Here is a 17,610-nt window from a genome sequence, read left to right as displayed (position 1 = left end):
GGAAGAGAGGGGGTTAGGGTTCCATAAAGCAGAGCTACCCATTATTATCCTTGATCACTTTGCTTTAGCAACCTCATCCAGACGGATTTCATGTATCAACCTGTCGCGTTATTTATCGGTTTGCGCTACATGCGCGGCCGCGCCGCCGATCGCTTCGGACGGTTTGTATCCTGGCTTTCCGCTATCGGTATCACTCTCGGCGTGATGGCGCTGGTCACTGTGCTTTCAGTGATGAACGGTTTTGAACAGGATCTCGAAGACAGCATTCTGGGGCTGATGCCGCAGGCGCTGATCACCACGCCCCAGGGTTTTCTTGACCCGCAAACGCTGCCCGCCCCGACGCTGAATTCGCTCAAAGGTGTCACTCAGATTACGCCGTTGACCACCGGCGACGTGGTATTGCAGAGCGCCCGCAGCGTGGCGGTGGGAGTGATGCTCGGCGTCAATCCGGAACAGCCGGAGCCGCTGGCGCGCTATCTGGTTAACGCCAGCATGCAGGCGCTGAAACCGGGAGATTATCAGGTGATCCTCGGCGAACAGTTGGCCGCACAACTGGATGTTAAGCGCGGCGATCAACTGCGATTGATGGTGACTAGCGCCAGTCAACTGACGCCGATGGGCCGTATTCCCAGTCAACGTCTGTTTACCGTTGCGGGCACCTTTTACGCTCACAGCGAGGTCGACGGTTATCAATTGTTGGTTAATCAGCAGGATGCCTCACGATTGATGCGCTACCCGGCGGGGAATATTACCGGTTGGCGTTTGTCGCTGGCGCAGCCGCTGACGGTGGATGTACTGGCTCGTCAATCCCTGCCGCAGGGGACGGTGTGGAAAGACTGGCGCGAGCGCAAAGGCGAGCTGTTTCAGGCGGTGCGGATGGAGAAGAACATGATGGGGTTGCTACTGAGCCTGATTGTGGCCGTCGCCGCGTTCAACATTATTACTTCACTGGGATTGCTGGTGATGGAAAAGCAGGGCGAGGTCGCGATTCTGCAGACGCAGGGGCTGACCCGGCGTCAGATCATGACGGTGTTCATGGTGCAAGGCGGCAGCGCCGGCGTGACCGGCGCACTGTTGGGCGCGTTGCTGGGCGTGGCGCTGGCCAGTCAGCTCAATACGCTGATGCCGGTCTTAGGGTTGCTGATCGATGGCGGTTCGCTGCCGGTGCAGATCCAACCGTTGCAGGTGGCCGGCATTGCGCTGGTGGCCATGCTGTTGGCGTTGCTCTCTACGCTTTATCCTTCCTGGCGCGCCGCCGCCGTCCATCCCGCAGAGGCTTTACGTTATGAATAATTCACCTTTATTGCAGTGTCACCGCCTGTGCAAGCGCTATCAGGAAGGGAAACTCTCCACCGACGTTTTACGGGATGTGACGTTTGAGATGCAGGGCGGCGAAATGATGGCGATTGTGGGCAGTTCCGGCTCAGGTAAAAGCACGCTGCTGCACCTGTTGGGCGGACTGGACACACCGACCTCCGGCGATGTGGTGTTCAAAGGGCAGTCGCTGAGTTCGCTGTCGGCGGCGGCGAAGGCCGCGCTGCGTAACCGTGAACTGGGGTTCATCTACCAGTTTCACCACCTGCTGCCGGACTTCTCTGCGCTGGAGAACGTGGCGATGCCGCTGCTGATCGGCCATATTGCGCCGAAAGAAGCGCATCAGCGCGCGCTGGAGATGCTGGCGGCGGTTGGGCTGGAAAAACGTAGCCAGCACCGTTCGTCCGAGTTGTCGGGCGGTGAGCGTCAGCGGGTGGCGATTGCTCGTGCGTTGGTGAACCGGCCGTCGCTGGTATTGGCGGACGAACCGACCGGGAATCTGGATCAGCGTAATGCCGATGCAATCTTTGAGTTGTTGGGCGAACTTAACGTGCGTCAAGGCACCGCGTTTCTGGTGGTGACGCACGATCTCCATCTGGCTCATCGTCTTCATCGTCAGTTAGAGATGCGCGATGGGCAATTACAACAGGAATTGACCCTGACGGGGGATGCACGATGAGTTTTCCTCCACTGTCGCTGCGGGTGGGGCTGCGTTTTAGTCGCGGTCGTCGCCGCAGCGGGATGGTGTCGTTGATTTCAATCATCTCTACCCTCGGTATTGCGCTGGGAGTGGCGGTGCTGATTGTTGGTCTGAGCGCCATGAACGGTTTTGAACGTGAGTTGAATAGCCGCATTCTGGCGGTGGTGCCTCACGGCGAAATCGAGGCGGCCGAGCAGCCGTTCAAACGCTGGCAACCGCTGATCCCCAAAATTGAACAGGTGCCCGGCATCGTTGCCGCTGCGCCTTATGTGCGTTTCACCGGCTTGCTGGAGAATGGCGCAAGTTTGCGCGCGGTGCAGTTCAAAGGTGTGGAGCCGCAAGAGGAAGACCGGCTGAGCGCGTTGCCGCAGTTTGTGCTGAATCAGGCCTGGTCGCGTTTTCGCGCCGGTGAGCAGCAGGTGATTATCGGTAAAGGCGTGGCGGATGCCTTGGGCGTGAAGGCGGGGGATTGGGTAACGGTGATGATCCCCAATAGTGACCCGCAGATGAAGTTGCTGCAGCCCAAACGTATTCGTCTGCAGGTTAGCGGTATTCTGCAACTGAGCGGCCAGTTGGATCACAGCCTGGCGCTGGTGCCGCTGGCGGATGCCCAGCAATATCTGGATATGGGCGATGCGGTGACGGGGATCGCCATCAAAGTGAAGGATGTTTTCGACGCCAGGAATCGGGTTCACGATGCCGGCGAGGCGACCGGTGCTTATGTCTATATCCGCAGTTGGATTGGCACCTACGGGTATATGTATCGTGATATCCAGATGATTCGCACCATTATGTATCTGGCGATGGTGCTGGTTATCGGCGTCGCCAGCTTCAATATTGTGTCGACGCTGGTGATGGCGGTGAAGGACAAAAGTGGCGATATCGCGGTATTGCGCACACTGGGAGCAAGCGACCGTCTGATCCGCGCTATTTTTATCTGGTACGGTTTGCTGGCCGGGCTGCTGGGTAGCGTCCTCGGTACGGTGTTCGGGGTGATTGCCGCTCTGCGTCTGACCGCGATGATCCGTGGGATCGAATCGTTGATTGGTCATCGTTTTCTCTCCGGCGACATCTACTTCATCGATTTTCTGCCTTCCGAACTGCATATACTGGATGTGGCGCTGGTGCTGGCAACGTCGCTGGCACTGAGTCTGCTTGCCAGTTGGTACCCGGCGCGGCGCGCCAGTCGCATCGACCCCGCCAGAGTATTGAGCGGCCAGTAACACCTGCCTTGCATGATGATTGTGCGCTGCGTTCGACGCGGCGCGTTTTCTTTCTACGCTCAGCCATTCTGAGGACGTACATGTACTACTACGGTTTTGACATGGGAGGCACCAAGATTGAGCTGGCGGTCTTTGATGCCGGCCTTCGGCCCGTATGGCGCAAGCGGGTGCCTACACCTCACGATGATTACGACCTGTTGCTAGCGACAATCGCTGCGCTGACTCACGAAGCGGATGCGCGTTTTGGCGTGGGGGCCGTCGGCATTGGCATTCCCGGTGTGGAACAGGGCGTAGACGGGCCATTATTTACCGCTAATTTACCGGCGACGATGGGCCGTTCGTTGCGCGCGGACCTCAGGCGGTTATTGCAGCGTGATGTTCGGCTCAGTAACGACGCCAACTGTTTTGTACTCTCGGAAGCCTGGGATGAGGAATTCCGGCAGTATCCGGTGGTGTTGGGGCTGATTCTCGGCACCGGTATGGGTGGCGGCCTGGTGGTAAACGGGCAGTTGGTTGATGGGGCAAACGGTATCGCCGGCGAGTTCGGCCATTTTCGTCTGCCGGTGGACGCGCTGGACATCCTGGGCGCGGATATTCCCCGGGTGGCGTGCGGATGCGGGCAGCGGGGATGCGTGGAGAATTATCTGTCCGGCCGGGGGTTCGAGTGGCTTTATCAACATTTTTATCAGCAGGCTCTGCCTGCTAGTGCGATTATCGCTGCCTACCGACAGGGCGATCTCAAGGCGGTAGGGCATGTCGAACGTTTTATGGCGCTGTTGGCGATTTGTCTGGGTAATCTGCTGACGATTATCGATCCCCATCTGGTGGTGTTGGGTGGCGGGTTGTCGAATGTTGACGAAATCTATCAGCAATTGCCGCAGCGCCTTGCCGCCAGCTTGTTGCCTATTGCCCGAGTGCCGCGGATTGAAAAAGCGCGTTATGGCGATGCGGGCGGCGTGCGGGGGGCGGCCCTGCTACACTTTACTGTGGTAAACGAATAGGTTAGTGCGGTAACGAATAGGGAGCCGACATGCAGCCGCGTCAAAGGTTACGTCGTTTTCGTCTGCGAGAGCGGTTGCGCCGCCAGCGGCTGCGTGCCGGTATTTTTCATTTTGATTATCTGGTGGTCAGAAACGTGAAGAAACCGCGTGTAGTGGTACTTACCGGAGCAGGGATTTCTGCGGAATCCGGTATTCGCACTTTTCGTGCATCGGACGGACTTTGGGAAGAGCATCGGGTCGAGGATGTGGCAACGCCTGAGGGCTTCTACCGCGATCCGCAAACCGTACAGAATTTCTACAATCAGCGCCGTCGTCAGCTACAACAGCCGGAGATTGCGCCCAACCCCGCGCATCTGGCTCTGGCGGAAATGGAAAAAGCGCTGGGGGATCACTTCCTGCTGGTGACGCAAAATATCGATAATCTGCATGAACGTGCGGGCAGCAAGCGTATTGTGCATATGCATGGCGAACTGTTGAAAGTACGCTGTAGCCAGAGTGGGCAAGTATTTGAGTGGAAAGGGGATGTCGCAGCAGATGAGCGTTGCCACTGCTGTCAGTTCCCGGCGCCATTGCGTCCGCATGTGGTGTGGTTTGGTGAAATGCCGCTGGAGATGGATCGCATTTACCATGCGCTCTCCGAAGCGGATGTGTTTATCGCCATCGGTACGTCCGGCCATGTTTATCCAGCCGCAGGGTTTGTGCATGAAGCGCATTCCCACTGTGCGCATACCGTAGAGTTGAATCTGGAGCCCAGCCAGGTGCAAAGTCAGTTCGACGAACATATCTATGGGCCAGCCAGCAAAGTGGTTCCTGCCTTTGTGACCCAGTGGCTGGCCAGACATAACCTCCTGCCCGCCTGATTACTCCTCCGTCTAGACTACCGCCGTCCCCCTGGCTACGGCGGTAAATTCATGAGGCAAGATTTATGGGGCAAGCGTCATGAGGCATGGCTTTTCGCTTCCGGCGTTGAGCGTTGCAGGGTATGCAGGCACTCATCCGTCTGGTCGAACGGCAGGTTGGCGGCGTGACTGTAAAGACAGTATTCACATTCGGTACAGGTAAGGTTTTCCGTGCTGTCCGTGCGAGGGAATGCGCGACGTGTCAACAATGCCCGGATGAGTGATGCCAGCATGACGATACTCCTTGATGCGTGCCTTTGTTCTGGTAGCGGCTGTGCGGATCTCCGCCGTGTTTTCCGGTTATGTCTCGACGAGAGCGGAACGTCCGCCCGACGCCCAATATGGGATAGCGGTGCGCAGGCGACGGCGTCTGCAGATAGTTATGGTTAATAAATAGACAGATGTCAATTATTGACGGTGACGAACTTTTTATGTGCTGCGCCTGACAAAGCGCCGTGCGGTTAGGCGTGATGTGCTCGGCGAGGCACAAAAGAGGGAGAAATGCCTGCAACCGGCTGTTCTCCTGGACTGGCCCTGCTGGCAACGCGAGCCACGGATGTGGATGATGCCAGGCGGGAATATTTTTTACATGATCTTGATATTCCTCATGATATGACGATGATCAAACCATGCCGCGTAGCGAGAGACGAGCGGTTATCCGCAGGCATCGTTTACGCCTGATCAGGTTTCATCCTTTTTGTTTGCAAACTTTCTGATGGTAATCGTTCAATGCAGCCAGTCGGCGTAAGTTATTCCCAATTGAAGCAGCGGCAGCGTCGACGCGATCGTCAGCGTGTGTTCGGGCTGGCGCTGATTGCGTTGTTGGTTTTTTTGGTCAGCCTGTGCGCGGGCGATCGTTGGATATGGCCGACACGGTGGCTGGAATCGGATGCGTCGCTGTTTTTATGGCAGTTGCGCCTGCCGCGTACCGTCGCCGTTATGCTGGTGGGCGCCAGCCTGGCGATGGGGGGCGCGGTGATGCAGGCATTGTTTGATAACCCGCTGGCCGAGCCGGGATTGTTGGGGATCTCCAGCGGCGCGGGTGTCGCTATGGTGCTGGCGGTACTGGTCGGTCAAGGCGCGGTGTCGGTCTGGGGATTGAGTCTCTGTGCTATCGCCGGCGCCATGCTGATTACGCTTGTGTTACTGCGAATCGCCAGAACCCGGGTATCGAATGCCAGATTACTGTTGACCGGCGTGGCATTCGGCATTATCTGCAGTGCGCTAATGACCTGGGGTATTTATTTCAGCACCAGCATTGACCTGCGCCAATTGATGTACTGGATGATGGGCGGTTTCAGCGGCGTCGACTGGCGTCAGTCGGGCGTGATGTTGGCGCTGCTGCCGCCGTTGTTTTGGCTGGCGCGCCGGGGAGAGATCCTCAATCAACTGGCGTTGGGCGAGATTGCCGCCCGGCAGTTGGGCGTCCCGGTGTTTTACTGGCGTAATTTGCTGGTGCTGCTGATGGGGTACATGGTAGGACTCAGCGTTGCGCTGGCGGGTGTTATCGGGTTTGTCGGTCTGGTCATCCCGCATATTTTGCGCTTGTGCGGGCTGACGGATCAGCGCTATCTATTAACCGGATGTGGTCTGGCCGGCGCCGCGGTGTTGATGCTGGCCGACACGGTGGCGCGAACGATGTTGGCGGCGGCAGAGTTGCCGGTCGGCGTCGTGACCGCCACGCTCGGCGCACCCTGGTTTATCTGGTTGTTGCTGCGCCGCCGGGCGTAATTTTTTCGGCCGCCGAAGAGTGGCTTTTCACCATACAGGAACGGACAATGAGCAACGATTTGTACGCAATTCCCCTGCAAACCATCGATGGCCGTGCGACGACGCTGGATAGCTGGCAGAACAATGTCATGCTGATCGTCAATGTGGCTTCCCAGTGCGGACTGACTCAACAGTATGAAGCGCTGGAAAATCTGTATGAAACCTATCGCGATCGCGGCTTTGCGGTGCTGGGTTTCCCCTCCAACCAGTTTGCCGGTCAGGAACCGGGCAGCAATGAGGAAATCCTGGCGTTCTGTCGGGGCACTTTCGGGGTGCAGTTTCCCCTGTTCGGCAAGATTGACGTCAATGGCGTCGGCCGCCATCCGCTGTATCAGGCGCTGATCGCGGCGCAGCCGGAAGCGGTTCGTCCTGCCGGCAGCGAGTTTTATGAACGCCGTGTGAGCCGCGGGCAGGCGCCGGCGCACCGGGAAGATATTCTGTGGAATTTCGAGAAATTCCTTATCAGTCGACGCGGCAAGGTGATCGCACGTTTTTCGCCGGACATGACGCCGGACGACGGTGTGTTGGTAACAGCGATTGAGCAGGCGCTGGCACAATAATTATGCCTGACGACGTCCTGCTTGAATTGCGGGGGACGGGGGTGCCGCAACGGCTGCATCCCCTGGATGCCCGGTGCTATCGCGGTGAATTGTTGCATATCATCGGCCCGAACGGTTCCGGCAAAAGCACCTTGCTGGCGGTGATGGCCGGGTTACTGATGCCGCACGGGGATGTCCTGTTACAAGGGCAATCGCTTCCGGCGTTGTCGGCGGGTGTGTTGGCCGAAATGCGCGCTTATCTGCCGCAACAGTATCCGGTGTTGGCCCGCATGCCGGCGTTTCAGTATTTGCAACAACATCAGCCGATGGCGGCGGATGAGACGGCTGTCGACGATGCGGTCAGCCATATCGCCCGCAGCCTGTCGCTGACGGATAAGTTGCACCGGCCGCTGACCCAGTTATCAGGTGGCGAGTGGCAACGAGTACGGCTAGCGGCATTGCTGTTGCAGGTCTGGCCATCGCTCAATCCTCAGGCGCGGTTGCTGTTGTTGGACGAACCGACGACCGGGTTGGATATCGCCCAACGGGTGGCGCTGGATACGCTGTTGGCGGGCCTGTGCTTGGCGGGCATTACCGTGGTGGCGTCGAGCCACGATCTGAACCACACGCTTCACCATGCTGATCGGGTTTGGTTGATGTCGAAAGGGGCATTGGCGGCGCAAGGAACGGCTCAGGACGTTATGCAACCGGAGCGGCTGGCTCCGGTGTTTGAAGTGGGTTTCCAACAGTACGTGTTGGATGGCCGTTATTGGATGATGGCGGTTGGTGATTGAAAATCAACCCGTCAACAGCGGTGAAATGCCCCTGTTTTCTGGCGATTAGCGCTGAAATATGTTGATAGGATAAGCGACGGAACGGTTCGACGGGTCATTCCAGAGAGTGAATAGCCTGCTGACGCATAGAGGGTGATGGCATGATGCGCTGGAAGGTATGGTTATTGTTGATAAGCCTGATGTTGGCGGGGTGTAGCGGCCATGGGCCGCAGCAGAATGCCCGCTTGGGCGATTCGGGCGAAGTGCGTTCGCAACTGAATGCTCAGTTGTCCACATGGCGTGGGACGCCTTATCGCTATGGCGGACTGGATCGGGCCGGCATTGATTGTTCGGGCTTTGTTTATCTGACCTTCCGGGATCGTTTTGGATTAATGCTGCCCCGTTCGACGGAAGAGCAGACTGAAGTCGGTACCCGGATTGATCGCGATGAACTGTTGCCGGGGGATTTGGTGTTTTTCCGAACCGGCAGTGGCAGCAGCGGGTTGCATGTCGGCATCTATGACAGCCATGATGAATTTATCCATGCATCGACCAGCCGTGGCGTTACGCGATCATCCCTGAATAATGTGTATTGGAGACGGGCTTACTGGCAGGCCCGCCGTATTTAACACGCCGATCATTTTGTCGTTTTTGGTATGGAGTCGGTTATGTCGTCACTGCGTTTGCTGCTCTCTTCGTCTGTTGACCCCTGGTTTAATCTGGCGGTGGAAGACTGTATTTTCCGTCAAATGTCTGCGACCCAGCGGGTGCTGTTTTTGTGGCGAAACGCCGATACCGTGGTAATCGGCCGGGCGCAGAATCCGTGGAAAGAGTGCAATACCGGGCGCATGGAGCAGGATAACGTTCGGCTGGCACGGCGCAGCAGCGGCGGCGGTGCGGTATTTCACGATTTGGGCAACACCTGTTTTACCTTTATGGCAGGCAAACCGGGTTACGACAAAAGTATATCGACAGGCATTATTCTGCGGGCGTTAGCGATGTTGGGCGTGAATGCGCAAGCCTCTGGGCGTAATGATCTGTTGGTGAATACCGCCGACGGCGCACGCAAGATTTCCGGTTCCGCCTATCGTGAAAGTAAAGATCGTGGGTTTCATCATGGCACGTTGTTGTTGGATACCGACTTGTCACGACTTGCCAACTATCTGAACCCGGACGTTAAAAAGTTGCAGGCCAAGGGGATTACCTCCGTGCGTTCCCGTGTCGCCAATTTAACGGAATTGTTACCCGGCGTTTCGCACGAGGCGGTGTGTAACGCCATTGTCGCAGCGTTTTTCGAACACTATCAGGCGCGCTGTGACGCAGAGTATGTATCGCCGGAGGCATTGCCGGATTTGCCAGGATTTCGCGAGCAGTTCGCCCGGCAAAGCAGTTGGACATGGAATTTTGGCCAAGCGCCGAATTTCTCCCATGTGTTGGATACCCGTTTCGACTGGGGTGGCATTGAACTGCATTTTGATGTTGAAAAAGGGGTGATCAGCCGCTGTCAGCTTTTTACCGATAGCCTGAATTTAACGCCGCTGGAAACATTAGCAGAGAAAATGGTGGGGTTGGCGTATCGTCCAGATGCTGTTTTGGCATTGGGGAAGGAACTCGGGAATATATTTCCGGCACACTGTAAGGATTTTGATGCATTGAGTGTCTGGTTAGCGGAAAGCATTCGTTAATAGATGGTTCAGCATATTGATGTTTTGTCTGAAAAATGAAAAACAGATTGTTTTGCTAAAAAGTTCAACTATAACTTAGCTGTGGACTTTGTAACGTAATATTGGGTATTCGCGTTAAAAGGGATTGAGATTATTAATAAAAATTTCGACTGTGTATTCAGAGAACGGAGGGGGTTGTTATGACTATCCGTTTTCTCAGGATGAAGTTATCGTTAGTAATCTTTATGGGTGTTGTTGGAGTTGTTGCAGCGAATAGCGTCAGGTCTGATTGCTCAGACAGCCCGTATTATCAGGTTTTTACCTTCTAACCCTGGCTATAACACTATGCATATCCAGTTTGACGTTGATTATGTTAATCACTACAGTTTTCTTCCGGTCTATGGCCTGGACGCCCGGCTGATAGCGGTGGAAATAGTGAATAGGTTTCATAATGAATCCAATAAGTTATCAATGCCACAGGAGTTTTTGTCCGGGACGTTAAGTCAACGGCAGAGAAAGACTTTGCTGAAAGAACAACTCACGATATTGAAGAGCAAGTCTTCCTGGTTTATCGATAACAAAATTAACGCACAGCTTAAGATTGATTATTCGCTGGCCGAGATTTTCGTTGAAGACGATGCATTGAATGAGGATTTTCAATCGCTTCCTTTTTTACATCTCGAAATGAATGAAACCGTCTCCGATATTTCACGAGGAGGGGATTTCTCGTACCTTTATAAGCTCGGACATGATTTCCCGCTCTGGTTGGATAATTTTGGTTCTGGGAAAATGAATCTGAAACCTTTTTATGACGGCATTATTCATGGTGTAAAAATGGATGTCAGATTCGTTGGGAAGTTATTAGCTCGACCGACTTCAGTTTCTATTATCAATCCGATGCTGCGTGTGATGAGACGCCATTGTCCTGATTTGAAAGTGGTGGCAAAAGGCATTGATGATAAATCATTTCTTGAGAAAGCCTTTGAGATTGAAGTCAATGCCGTTCAGGGCAACCTGTGGCCGGCATTTTCTCAAGAGACGCTGGATTTACCGCTGTCGATATCCCGTCATAAGCAAGGCGTTCCTTGTTGAGTAGAGGTCTTCCTCGAGATAAAAGGCGCGTTTCAGACGCGCCTTTTTGCATCGTTAACGTATAAATATTAGCGAGATGTGAGGATTTATTGCCCTGCGGCGTAAAGGCCCTGCGGTTATTCCGTGTTAATTCCCTGAATACGGTTTTACACTGTGTTTACATGGCAAGGGGGATCGCATGTCTCGTCATCTGCAGTTTGATAATCATTATCACCGGCAACTGCCCGGTTTCTATACCGAATTACAACCCACACCGTTGCAGGGCGCGAGGCTTCTCTATCACAGCGCGCCTCTGGCGCGCGATCTGTCGCTCGGTCAACACTGGTTTGACGGTGACAACCAGCGTATCTGGGCAGGAGAAATCAGCTTACCCGGAATGGCGCCGCTGGCTCAGGTCTACAGCGGTCATCAGTTTGGCGTGTGGGCCGGGCAGTTGGGCGACGGGCGTGGCATTTTACTTGGGCAACAACGGCGGGAAGATGGCTACACCTATGACTGGCACCTTAAAGGCGCGGGGCTTACGCCGTACTCCCGGATGGGGGATGGGCGTGCGGTATTACGCTCGGTAGTCCGGGAGTTCTTAGCCTCGGAGGCGTTACACCATCTTGGGATACCCACCACGCGGGCATTGACGATTGTCACCAGCGACCATCCCGTGCAGCGGGAACAGGAGGAGCGCGGCGCCATGCTGTTGCGTGTGGCGGAAAGTCATGTTCGGTTCGGTCATTTTGAACATTTCTACTATCGTCGTGAGCCGGAGCGTGTACGCCAGCTGGCAGATTACGTTATTGCTCACCACTGGCCGCATCTTCAAACGGACGTGGATAAATATGCTGTATGGTTCGGCGATGTGGTCGTGAGGACGGCGCAGTTGATCGCGCAGTGGCAGGCGGTGGGGTTTGCACATGGTGTGATGAATACCGATAACATGTCGATTTTGGGGATTACGCTGGATTATGGTCCCTTCGGGTTTATGGATGACTATCAACCGGGATATGTGTGCAACCATTCAGATCATCAGGGACGCTATGCGTTTGATAATCAACCTGCGGTTGCATTATGGAATTTGCAGCGTCTGGCGCAGTCGTTGTCGGAATTGATACCGGTGGCGCAGTTGCAGCAAGGACTGGCGGGCTATGAACCTGCGCTTATGCAGCGCTTTGGCGAATTGATGCGCGCCAAACTCGGTTTTATGACCGCAGACAGCCAGGATAACGCGCTGTTGGTCGAACTGTTGCAACTGATGCATAAGGAATCAGCGGATTACTCCTCTGTTTTCCGGTTGTTATCTGAGACCGAGCAACAGAGTGCGCTGACGCCTTTACAGGATGTTTTTATCGACAGGCCGGCATTTGATGCATGGTTCAGTGCTTACCGGCGACGTCTGGTTGCGGATGGTTGCGATGATGATAGGCGCCAGCGTGTGATGAGGCAGGCGAACCCTCGATTTACGCTACGTAATTATTTGGCGCAGCAGGTTATTGAGCACGCCGAGCGGGATGATGTCGCACCACTACAGCGATTGCATCAGGCCCTGATGCATCCTTATGACGAACAGCCTGATGCATCCGATCTGGCGGTACCGTCGCCTGACTGGGGAAAGCATCTGGTGATTTCTTGTTCCAGTTAATCGCGCCATTGTGGATAGAGTGGATCTGTGAGCGAGAGTGATGAATGCTGTTGGGGCGGCAGTACGCTCCAACAGCATTCAAATCGATTTGCCGATCACCCGAATCACTTGTCGGAGTAAGTTGATTAAAACGCTTTCCTACAACTCGAATTATTCAGGTTATATGTACTCTTCATGGCTTGTCTGGCAGTGGAGTAATTCGTTTCAGCAGATTGAAAATAGCTTGGGAAAGTTTATTTTTATGTTTATATATTGGCAGTTAGCAATAGACATATTCTTCAATTGAATTGTTATTGTTCTGATAGAAAATGAGAGCGGTTGCTGATTATTTTTTGGTCTTTCCAGTATGTTCCGACATGTTATTTTCAGACCTATTTTATGCTTTATGCCGTTTATTTTGTTTTCACCAGGCTTTATGCCGGATGAGAGAATATGTGGTGTGATGTACAGAGGGTAAATGGATGTTATTGACTAAACGAAAAGTGCCCGGGCTGCTTTGGGGGATGACCAGCGCACTCTGGCTGAGCAGTCTATTTCCTTCGTTTTCTGTCCAGGCGGCAAAAACCGCTACAATCGGCGTAGCTTCGGCACCGACGGATAGTTCTGGGGCCAACGGCCATTCACTGACTGCAGCGTTGCCTGCCGGAGTTTCTCTCCATTATCTATCCGCTCTGAATGCACTCTATACACAACGGCATATGTTGCCATTGTGGAGCGATAGTCGTGCGGTCAAAGCGTTTCAGCAGCAGTTGGCTGAAGTGGCGTTGTCCGGCGTTCAGCCTCAATTTACCACCTGGGTCACTTGGTTGACTGATCCCAAACTGACGGGGATTGGGCGGGACGCCGTGTTGTCTGATGCATTGCTTGGTTATATGCAATTTGTCGCCGGGGTGGAGAAGAACGGTAGTAATTGGCTGTACGGCAATGTGCCTTATACGCTGGCTGCGCCGCCATCCAGTATGGTTGCCCAGTGGCAGCAGGCCATCCATGAGGGCAGTAGCGCGGCATTTGTTGCGTCGCTGGCGCCTCGGCATTCGCAATATGCCAAGATGCATCAGGCGTTAAAGGACATGCTGACGGATAACCGTCCGTGGCCTCGTTTAGTGCTCGGCGAGACGTTACGTCCCGGTGATGAGAGCCCGGCATTGCCGGTATTACGAGATATCCTGTTGCGGACAGGCGCGCTGAATCAGGGCAATGTTTCCATGCCGCTGTTCAATGAGACTCAGCCTTCTGGGCCAGAGGCATTGCGGTATGACGGGGAATTGGTTGAAGCCGTTAAACGGTTTCAACGTCTGCAAGGGTTGCAGGATGATGGGTCGATTGGCAAGCGCACACGCGACTGGTTGAATGTTTCATCACAAACCCGCGCGACCCTGCTGGCGCTGAATATCCAGCGTCTGCGTCTGGTGCCGGATAATGTGAGTACCGGTATTATGGTGAATATTCCTAACTATTCATTGAGTTATTACCTGAATGGAGCGGTTATTCTCTCGTCCCGGGTCATCGTTGGGCAGCCCAAACGTAAAACGCCGTTGATGAGCAGTTCTCTCAGCAATGTGGTGATGAATCCGCCGTGGAACGTCCCGACGACATTGACGCGGCAGGATATTATTCCCAAGGTGATTCAGGATCCCGCCTATTTGCAAAAACACGGTTATGTGCTGTTGTCCGGCTGGAGCGAGAATGCACAGCAGATCGACCCCGCGATGATTGACTGGCCGATGGTGAGCGCGAGCAATTTTCCTTACCGGCTGCGCCAGGCCCCTGGGGAAAATAACTCGTTGGGGCGTTATAAGTTCAATATGCCGAATACCGATGCCATCTATTTGCACGATACACCGAATCATAATCTGTTTCAGAAAGACATCCGGGCATTGAGCTCTGGTTGTGTTCGTGTCAACAAAGCATCAGAACTGGCCGCGTTATTGCTGCAGGATGCAGGATGGAATAATGCGCGCATCTCTTCAACGCTGGAACAGGGCAATACGACGTATGTTTCCATTCGTCAGCGGATACCGGTCAATTTTTATTATCTGACCGCATGGGTGGCAGATGATGGCAAACCCCAGTTTCGCACAGATATTTACAATTATGACGATACCGTCAAATCTGGTGTTTCAGCCCTATCCCGAGCCGGGTTGCTGTTGCAGTAAGTACCGGGAATTCGAGTGGTTCCTGAGTGAGCGTTTGATTGATGGGAGCGGTGATGCCGCTCCCAGTGTTTTATTGTGAAAATAAAGCGGGTTGACGGGTGTTATCGGGGACGTTAAGGTTCGTTGCGGTGCATTAATGCGCCGCTTCATTATTATGTTTCTTTTATTTTCTGGCCCAGGGTAATGCTCTTTTATGGAACATATTGATAATCATCGACGCAAATGGTTGGCGCTTGGCGGCGCAGCGTTAGGGATTGCACTATTGCCTGACCAGTCGCTGGCTTCTCTGTCCACTTCCCGTCCCCGTATTCTTACCTTAAATAATCTCAATACCGGGGAGCATCTTAAGGCCGAGTTTTTTGACGGACGCCGTTATAACAAGGATGAGCTTACCAGACTGAACCATTTCTTCCGGGATTATCGTGCCAATAAGATAAAAACGATCGACCCCAAGTTATTCGAGCAGTTGTATCGGTTGCAGGTGATGTTGGGAACCCAGCGGCCGGTGCAGCTTATCTCTGGTTATCGCTCTCACAATACTAATGAAGACCTGCGAGCCAGCAGTAAAGGCGTGGCAAAGCAAAGCTACCATACGCAGGGGAAAGCCATGGATTTCCATATTGAAGGCGTGCAGTTGGCTAATATTCGTAAGGCCGCGTTGAAACTGGGCGCTGGCGGTGTGGGGTATTATCCACAAAGCAATTTTGTTCATATTGATACCGGCCCGGCGCGTACCTGGTAATAAAAATAGTGGTGTAGGAGAGCAGGGCGATGTACAGGGGCTGGCATCGTTATTCGCTGAGGTAAACAAAGCTGTATGAAATACCAAATTATTCCCGTTACGGCGTTTAGCCAGAATTGTACTTTGTTATGGTGTGAAAAGACCCTTCAGGCGGCGATCGTCGATCCAGGCGGGGAAGCGGAAAAGATTATTCGCGGTGTTGAACAGGCAGGCGTTACCGTCAAGCAGATTTTATTGACGCATGGCCATCTGGATCATGTCGGTGCGGCGGTGACGCTGGCTGAGCATTATCAGGTTCCGGTCATTGGCCCGCAGGAGGCTGATGCTTTTTGGCTAAATGGGCTGCCGGCGCAGAGTCGAATGTTTGGTCTACAGGATTGTTCTCCTCTGGTTCCGGCCCGCTGGCTGCAGGATGGTGATCGCATCAGCGTCGGCGAATGTGTCATGACGGTGCTGCACTGCCCAGGGCATACGCCGGGGCACGTAGTATTTGTTGATGAACAGGCGAGGTTGGCCCAGGTCGGTGATGTTCTTTTCCGCGGTGGTGTGGGAAGAAGTGATTTTCCCGGTGGCAACCATGACGCGCTGATTAATTCGATACGATCCCGGTTGTTTCCATTAGGCGATGATATTACGTTTATCCCCGGTCATGGACCGACCTCGACATTCGGTGAGGAAAGGCGGACAAACCCGTTTGTCCGGGATATGTGATAGTTATCAACGACGGTGATATGTCCGGTTGTGGAAAAGAAAAAGCCAGCGAATGCTCGCTGGCTTTTTGCTATCGGTTTTAACTCCCCAGTTCAGGAGGCGGTCTACTGCCTTACAGCACGGCAACGATGGCTTCGCATAGAGGAGCCATATTTCCCGGTGTCATTCCGGCTACATTAATTCTGCCGGAATTAACGGCGTAAATGCCAAACTCGTTGCGCAGACGGATCACCTGATCTTTATTCAGACCACTGAACGAGAACATACCGTTCTGGTGAGTGATAAAGGAAAAATCCTGCTGTGCGCCTTTTTCTTGCAGAGTATTGACGAATAGCTGACGCATGCGATGAATACGTTCGCGCATCGCGGTCAGCTCTTGTTCCCAAAGGCCACGCAGAGCGTCGTTCGACAGAATGGTGGCGACGACAGCAGCGCCGTGTGAAGGCGGGTTAGAGTAGTTGGCGCGAATAACGGCTTTAACCTGGCTAAATGCGGTATCGACGGTAGCGGTATCTGCCGCAACCACCGTACAGGCGCCGACACGTTCGTTGTACAAACCAAAATTTTTCGAATAGGAGCTGGCGACGATAAGTTCCTTATGGCTGGCGGCAAAGATACGCAGGCCTTCTGCATCTTCATCCAAGCCTTTGGCAAACCCCTGATAGGCGAAATCAAATAACGGCAACCAGCCTTTCTCCAGCGACAGCGCTGCCAGTTGTGACCACTGTTCCCGCGTCGGATCGATACCGGTGGGGTTATGGCAACAACCATGGAACAGTACCACATCACCTGCTTGCGCTGCGCTGAGAGAAGAAATCAGACTATCGAAATCCAGCGTATGATTCTCTGCGTCGTAATAAGCGTAATCGCAGACTTCCAGCCCGACAGCGGAAAACACATTTTTGTGGTTCGGCCAACTGGGGTTGCTCACCCAGATGCGTTTGGCGCTGGTTTGTTTGGCGATAAAATCTGCCGCGACTCTCAGCCCCCCAGTGCCTCCTGGTGTTTGGGCGGTACGGGCGCGTTTATTGGCGATGATGTCACTTTGTTTGCCGAACAGCAGCTCCTGAGTACAGCGAGCAAATTCAGGCAAGCCGTCAATACCCAGGTAATTTTTTGTCGTTTCGGTTTCCAGCAGCAGTTGCTCGGCTTTTTTTACACTGGTCAGCACCGGTGTTTTTCCGGTTTCATCTTTATAAACGCCAATCCCGAGATTGATTTTATGAGGGCGGTCATCGGCACGGAAAAGATCGGCTAATCCGAGGATCGGGTCAGCGGGCGCGGCAGAAATTTTTTCAAACATTGCGAGGTAATTCCCTGACTGAGAGTAAGCAGAATTAGCAGGGTAGCGCCAGTATCTGGCTTTGCCAACCGTTTGCATCAAAAGATGTGGAAA

Annotated in this window: 17 protein-coding genes and 1 pseudogene; 16 read left to right on the top strand and 2 right to left on the bottom strand. The window is 54.0% G+C overall.

Annotated features, from left to right (window positions below; translation table 11 throughout):
- Window positions 1-90: 90 nt before the first annotated feature.
- From lolC to cobB, 5 genes are all read left to right on the top strand, one after another.
- Window positions 91-1,293 (top strand): lipoprotein-releasing ABC transporter permease subunit LolC, encoded by a 1,203-nt coding sequence (gene lolC / locus HEP82_RS14010; RefSeq protein ID WP_192458647.1) that lies wholly within the window; start codon window positions 91-93, stop codon window positions 1,291-1,293.
- A complete protein-coding gene (gene lolD, locus HEP82_RS14005) occupies window positions 1,286-1,993 on the top strand; it encodes a lipoprotein-releasing ABC transporter ATP-binding protein LolD (protein WP_192458646.1) in 708 nt (235 codons plus the stop codon). Before lolC ends, lolD begins: the two co-directional genes overlap by 8 nt.
- Window positions 1,990-3,237: a lipoprotein-releasing ABC transporter permease subunit LolE gene (gene lolE / locus HEP82_RS14000; RefSeq protein ID WP_192458645.1), complete on the top strand. Its 1,248-nt coding sequence runs from the start codon at window positions 1,990-1,992 to the stop codon at window positions 3,235-3,237. The genes lolD and lolE overlap by 4 nt, the downstream gene beginning before the upstream one ends.
- Before the next feature lie 80 nt (window positions 3,238-3,317).
- Entirely contained in the window at window positions 3,318-4,238 is a 921-nt protein-coding gene (nagK, locus tag HEP82_RS13995; protein ID WP_192458644.1) for an N-acetylglucosamine kinase, read from the top strand.
- 29 nt (window positions 4,239-4,267) lie between these two features.
- On the top strand, window positions 4,268-5,098 hold the full coding sequence (cobB, locus tag HEP82_RS13990) for a Sir2 family NAD+-dependent deacetylase (protein ID WP_192458643.1): 831 nt from the start codon (window positions 4,268-4,270) through the stop codon (window positions 5,096-5,098).
- 77 nt (window positions 5,099-5,175) lie between these two features.
- On the opposite strand, the gene HEP82_RS13985 is transcribed toward cobB, so the two are convergent.
- On the bottom strand, window positions 5,176-5,370 hold the full coding sequence (locus HEP82_RS13985) for a hypothetical protein (protein ID WP_192458642.1): 195 nt from the start codon (window positions 5,368-5,370) through the stop codon (window positions 5,176-5,178).
- 268 nt (window positions 5,371-5,638) lie between these two features.
- Here HEP82_RS13985 and HEP82_RS13980 point away from each other — a divergent pair, with 268 nt between their 5' ends.
- The 11 genes and pseudogenes from HEP82_RS13980 to HEP82_RS13930 all read left to right on the top strand — a co-directional run bounded on the left by HEP82_RS13980 (window position 5,639) and on the right by HEP82_RS13930 (window position 16,214).
- Window positions 5,639-5,818, top strand: coding sequence for a hypothetical protein (locus HEP82_RS13980; RefSeq protein ID WP_192458641.1), 180 nt, complete (start codon window positions 5,639-5,641; stop codon window positions 5,816-5,818).
- 48 nt (window positions 5,819-5,866) lie between these two features.
- Entirely contained in the window at window positions 5,867-6,868 is a 1,002-nt protein-coding gene (gene btuC, locus HEP82_RS13975; protein WP_192458640.1) for a vitamin B12 ABC transporter permease BtuC, read from the top strand.
- Between the two features lie 47 nt (window positions 6,869-6,915).
- A complete protein-coding gene (locus HEP82_RS13970; RefSeq protein ID WP_192458639.1) occupies window positions 6,916-7,467 on the top strand; it encodes a glutathione peroxidase in 552 nt (183 codons plus the stop codon).
- A 2-nt stretch (window positions 7,468-7,469) separates the two neighbouring features.
- The gene (gene btuD, locus HEP82_RS13965; RefSeq protein ID WP_192458638.1) at window positions 7,470-8,240 is read left to right on the top strand and encodes a vitamin B12 ABC transporter ATP-binding protein BtuD; all 771 of its coding nucleotides are present in this window, start codon (window positions 7,470-7,472) and stop codon (window positions 8,238-8,240) included.
- Window positions 8,241-8,380: 140 nt separating this feature from the next.
- Window positions 8,381-8,848, top strand: coding sequence for an NlpC/P60 family protein (locus HEP82_RS13960; protein WP_192458637.1), 468 nt, complete (start codon window positions 8,381-8,383; stop codon window positions 8,846-8,848).
- 39 nt (window positions 8,849-8,887) lie between these two features.
- Window positions 8,888-9,904 carry a lipoate--protein ligase A gene (locus tag HEP82_RS13955; protein WP_192458636.1) on the top strand — a complete coding sequence of 339 codons (1,017 nt, stop codon included), beginning with the start codon at window positions 8,888-8,890 and terminating at the stop codon, window positions 9,902-9,904.
- Window positions 9,905-10,228: 324 nt separating this feature from the next.
- Complete coding sequence (locus HEP82_RS13950; RefSeq protein WP_192458635.1) at window positions 10,229-10,975, top strand: EAL domain-containing protein; 747 nt, start codon at window positions 10,229-10,231, stop codon at window positions 10,973-10,975.
- Between the two features lie 178 nt (window positions 10,976-11,153).
- Window positions 11,154-12,605, top strand: coding sequence for a protein adenylyltransferase SelO (locus tag HEP82_RS13945; protein WP_192458634.1), 1,452 nt, complete (start codon window positions 11,154-11,156; stop codon window positions 12,603-12,605).
- A 623-nt stretch (window positions 12,606-13,228) separates the two neighbouring features.
- Window positions 13,229-14,761, top strand: a pseudogene (ldtD, locus tag HEP82_RS13940) (L,D-transpeptidase); the annotation flags it as partial.
- 193 nt (window positions 14,762-14,954) lie between these two features.
- Window positions 14,955-15,503, top strand: coding sequence for a YcbK family protein (locus HEP82_RS13935; protein WP_192458632.1), 549 nt, complete (start codon window positions 14,955-14,957; stop codon window positions 15,501-15,503).
- Between the two features lie 75 nt (window positions 15,504-15,578).
- On the top strand, window positions 15,579-16,214 hold the full coding sequence (locus HEP82_RS13930) for an MBL fold metallo-hydrolase (protein WP_192458631.1): 636 nt from the start codon (window positions 15,579-15,581) through the stop codon (window positions 16,212-16,214).
- A 112-nt stretch (window positions 16,215-16,326) separates the two neighbouring features.
- Here the strand turns inward: HEP82_RS13930 and HEP82_RS13925 are convergent, their stop codons facing one another.
- Window positions 16,327-17,517 (bottom strand): amino acid aminotransferase, encoded by a 1,191-nt coding sequence (locus HEP82_RS13925; protein WP_192458630.1) that lies wholly within the window; start codon window positions 17,515-17,517, stop codon window positions 16,327-16,329.
- Between the last annotated feature and the right edge of the window lie 93 nt (window positions 17,518-17,610).

The sequence above is a fragment of the Musicola keenii genome, from assembly GCF_014855505.1.
Lineage (GTDB): Bacteria > Pseudomonadota > Gammaproteobacteria > Enterobacterales > Enterobacteriaceae > Musicola > Musicola paradisiaca.
This window is presented reverse-complemented; position numbering and strand designations above follow the sequence as displayed.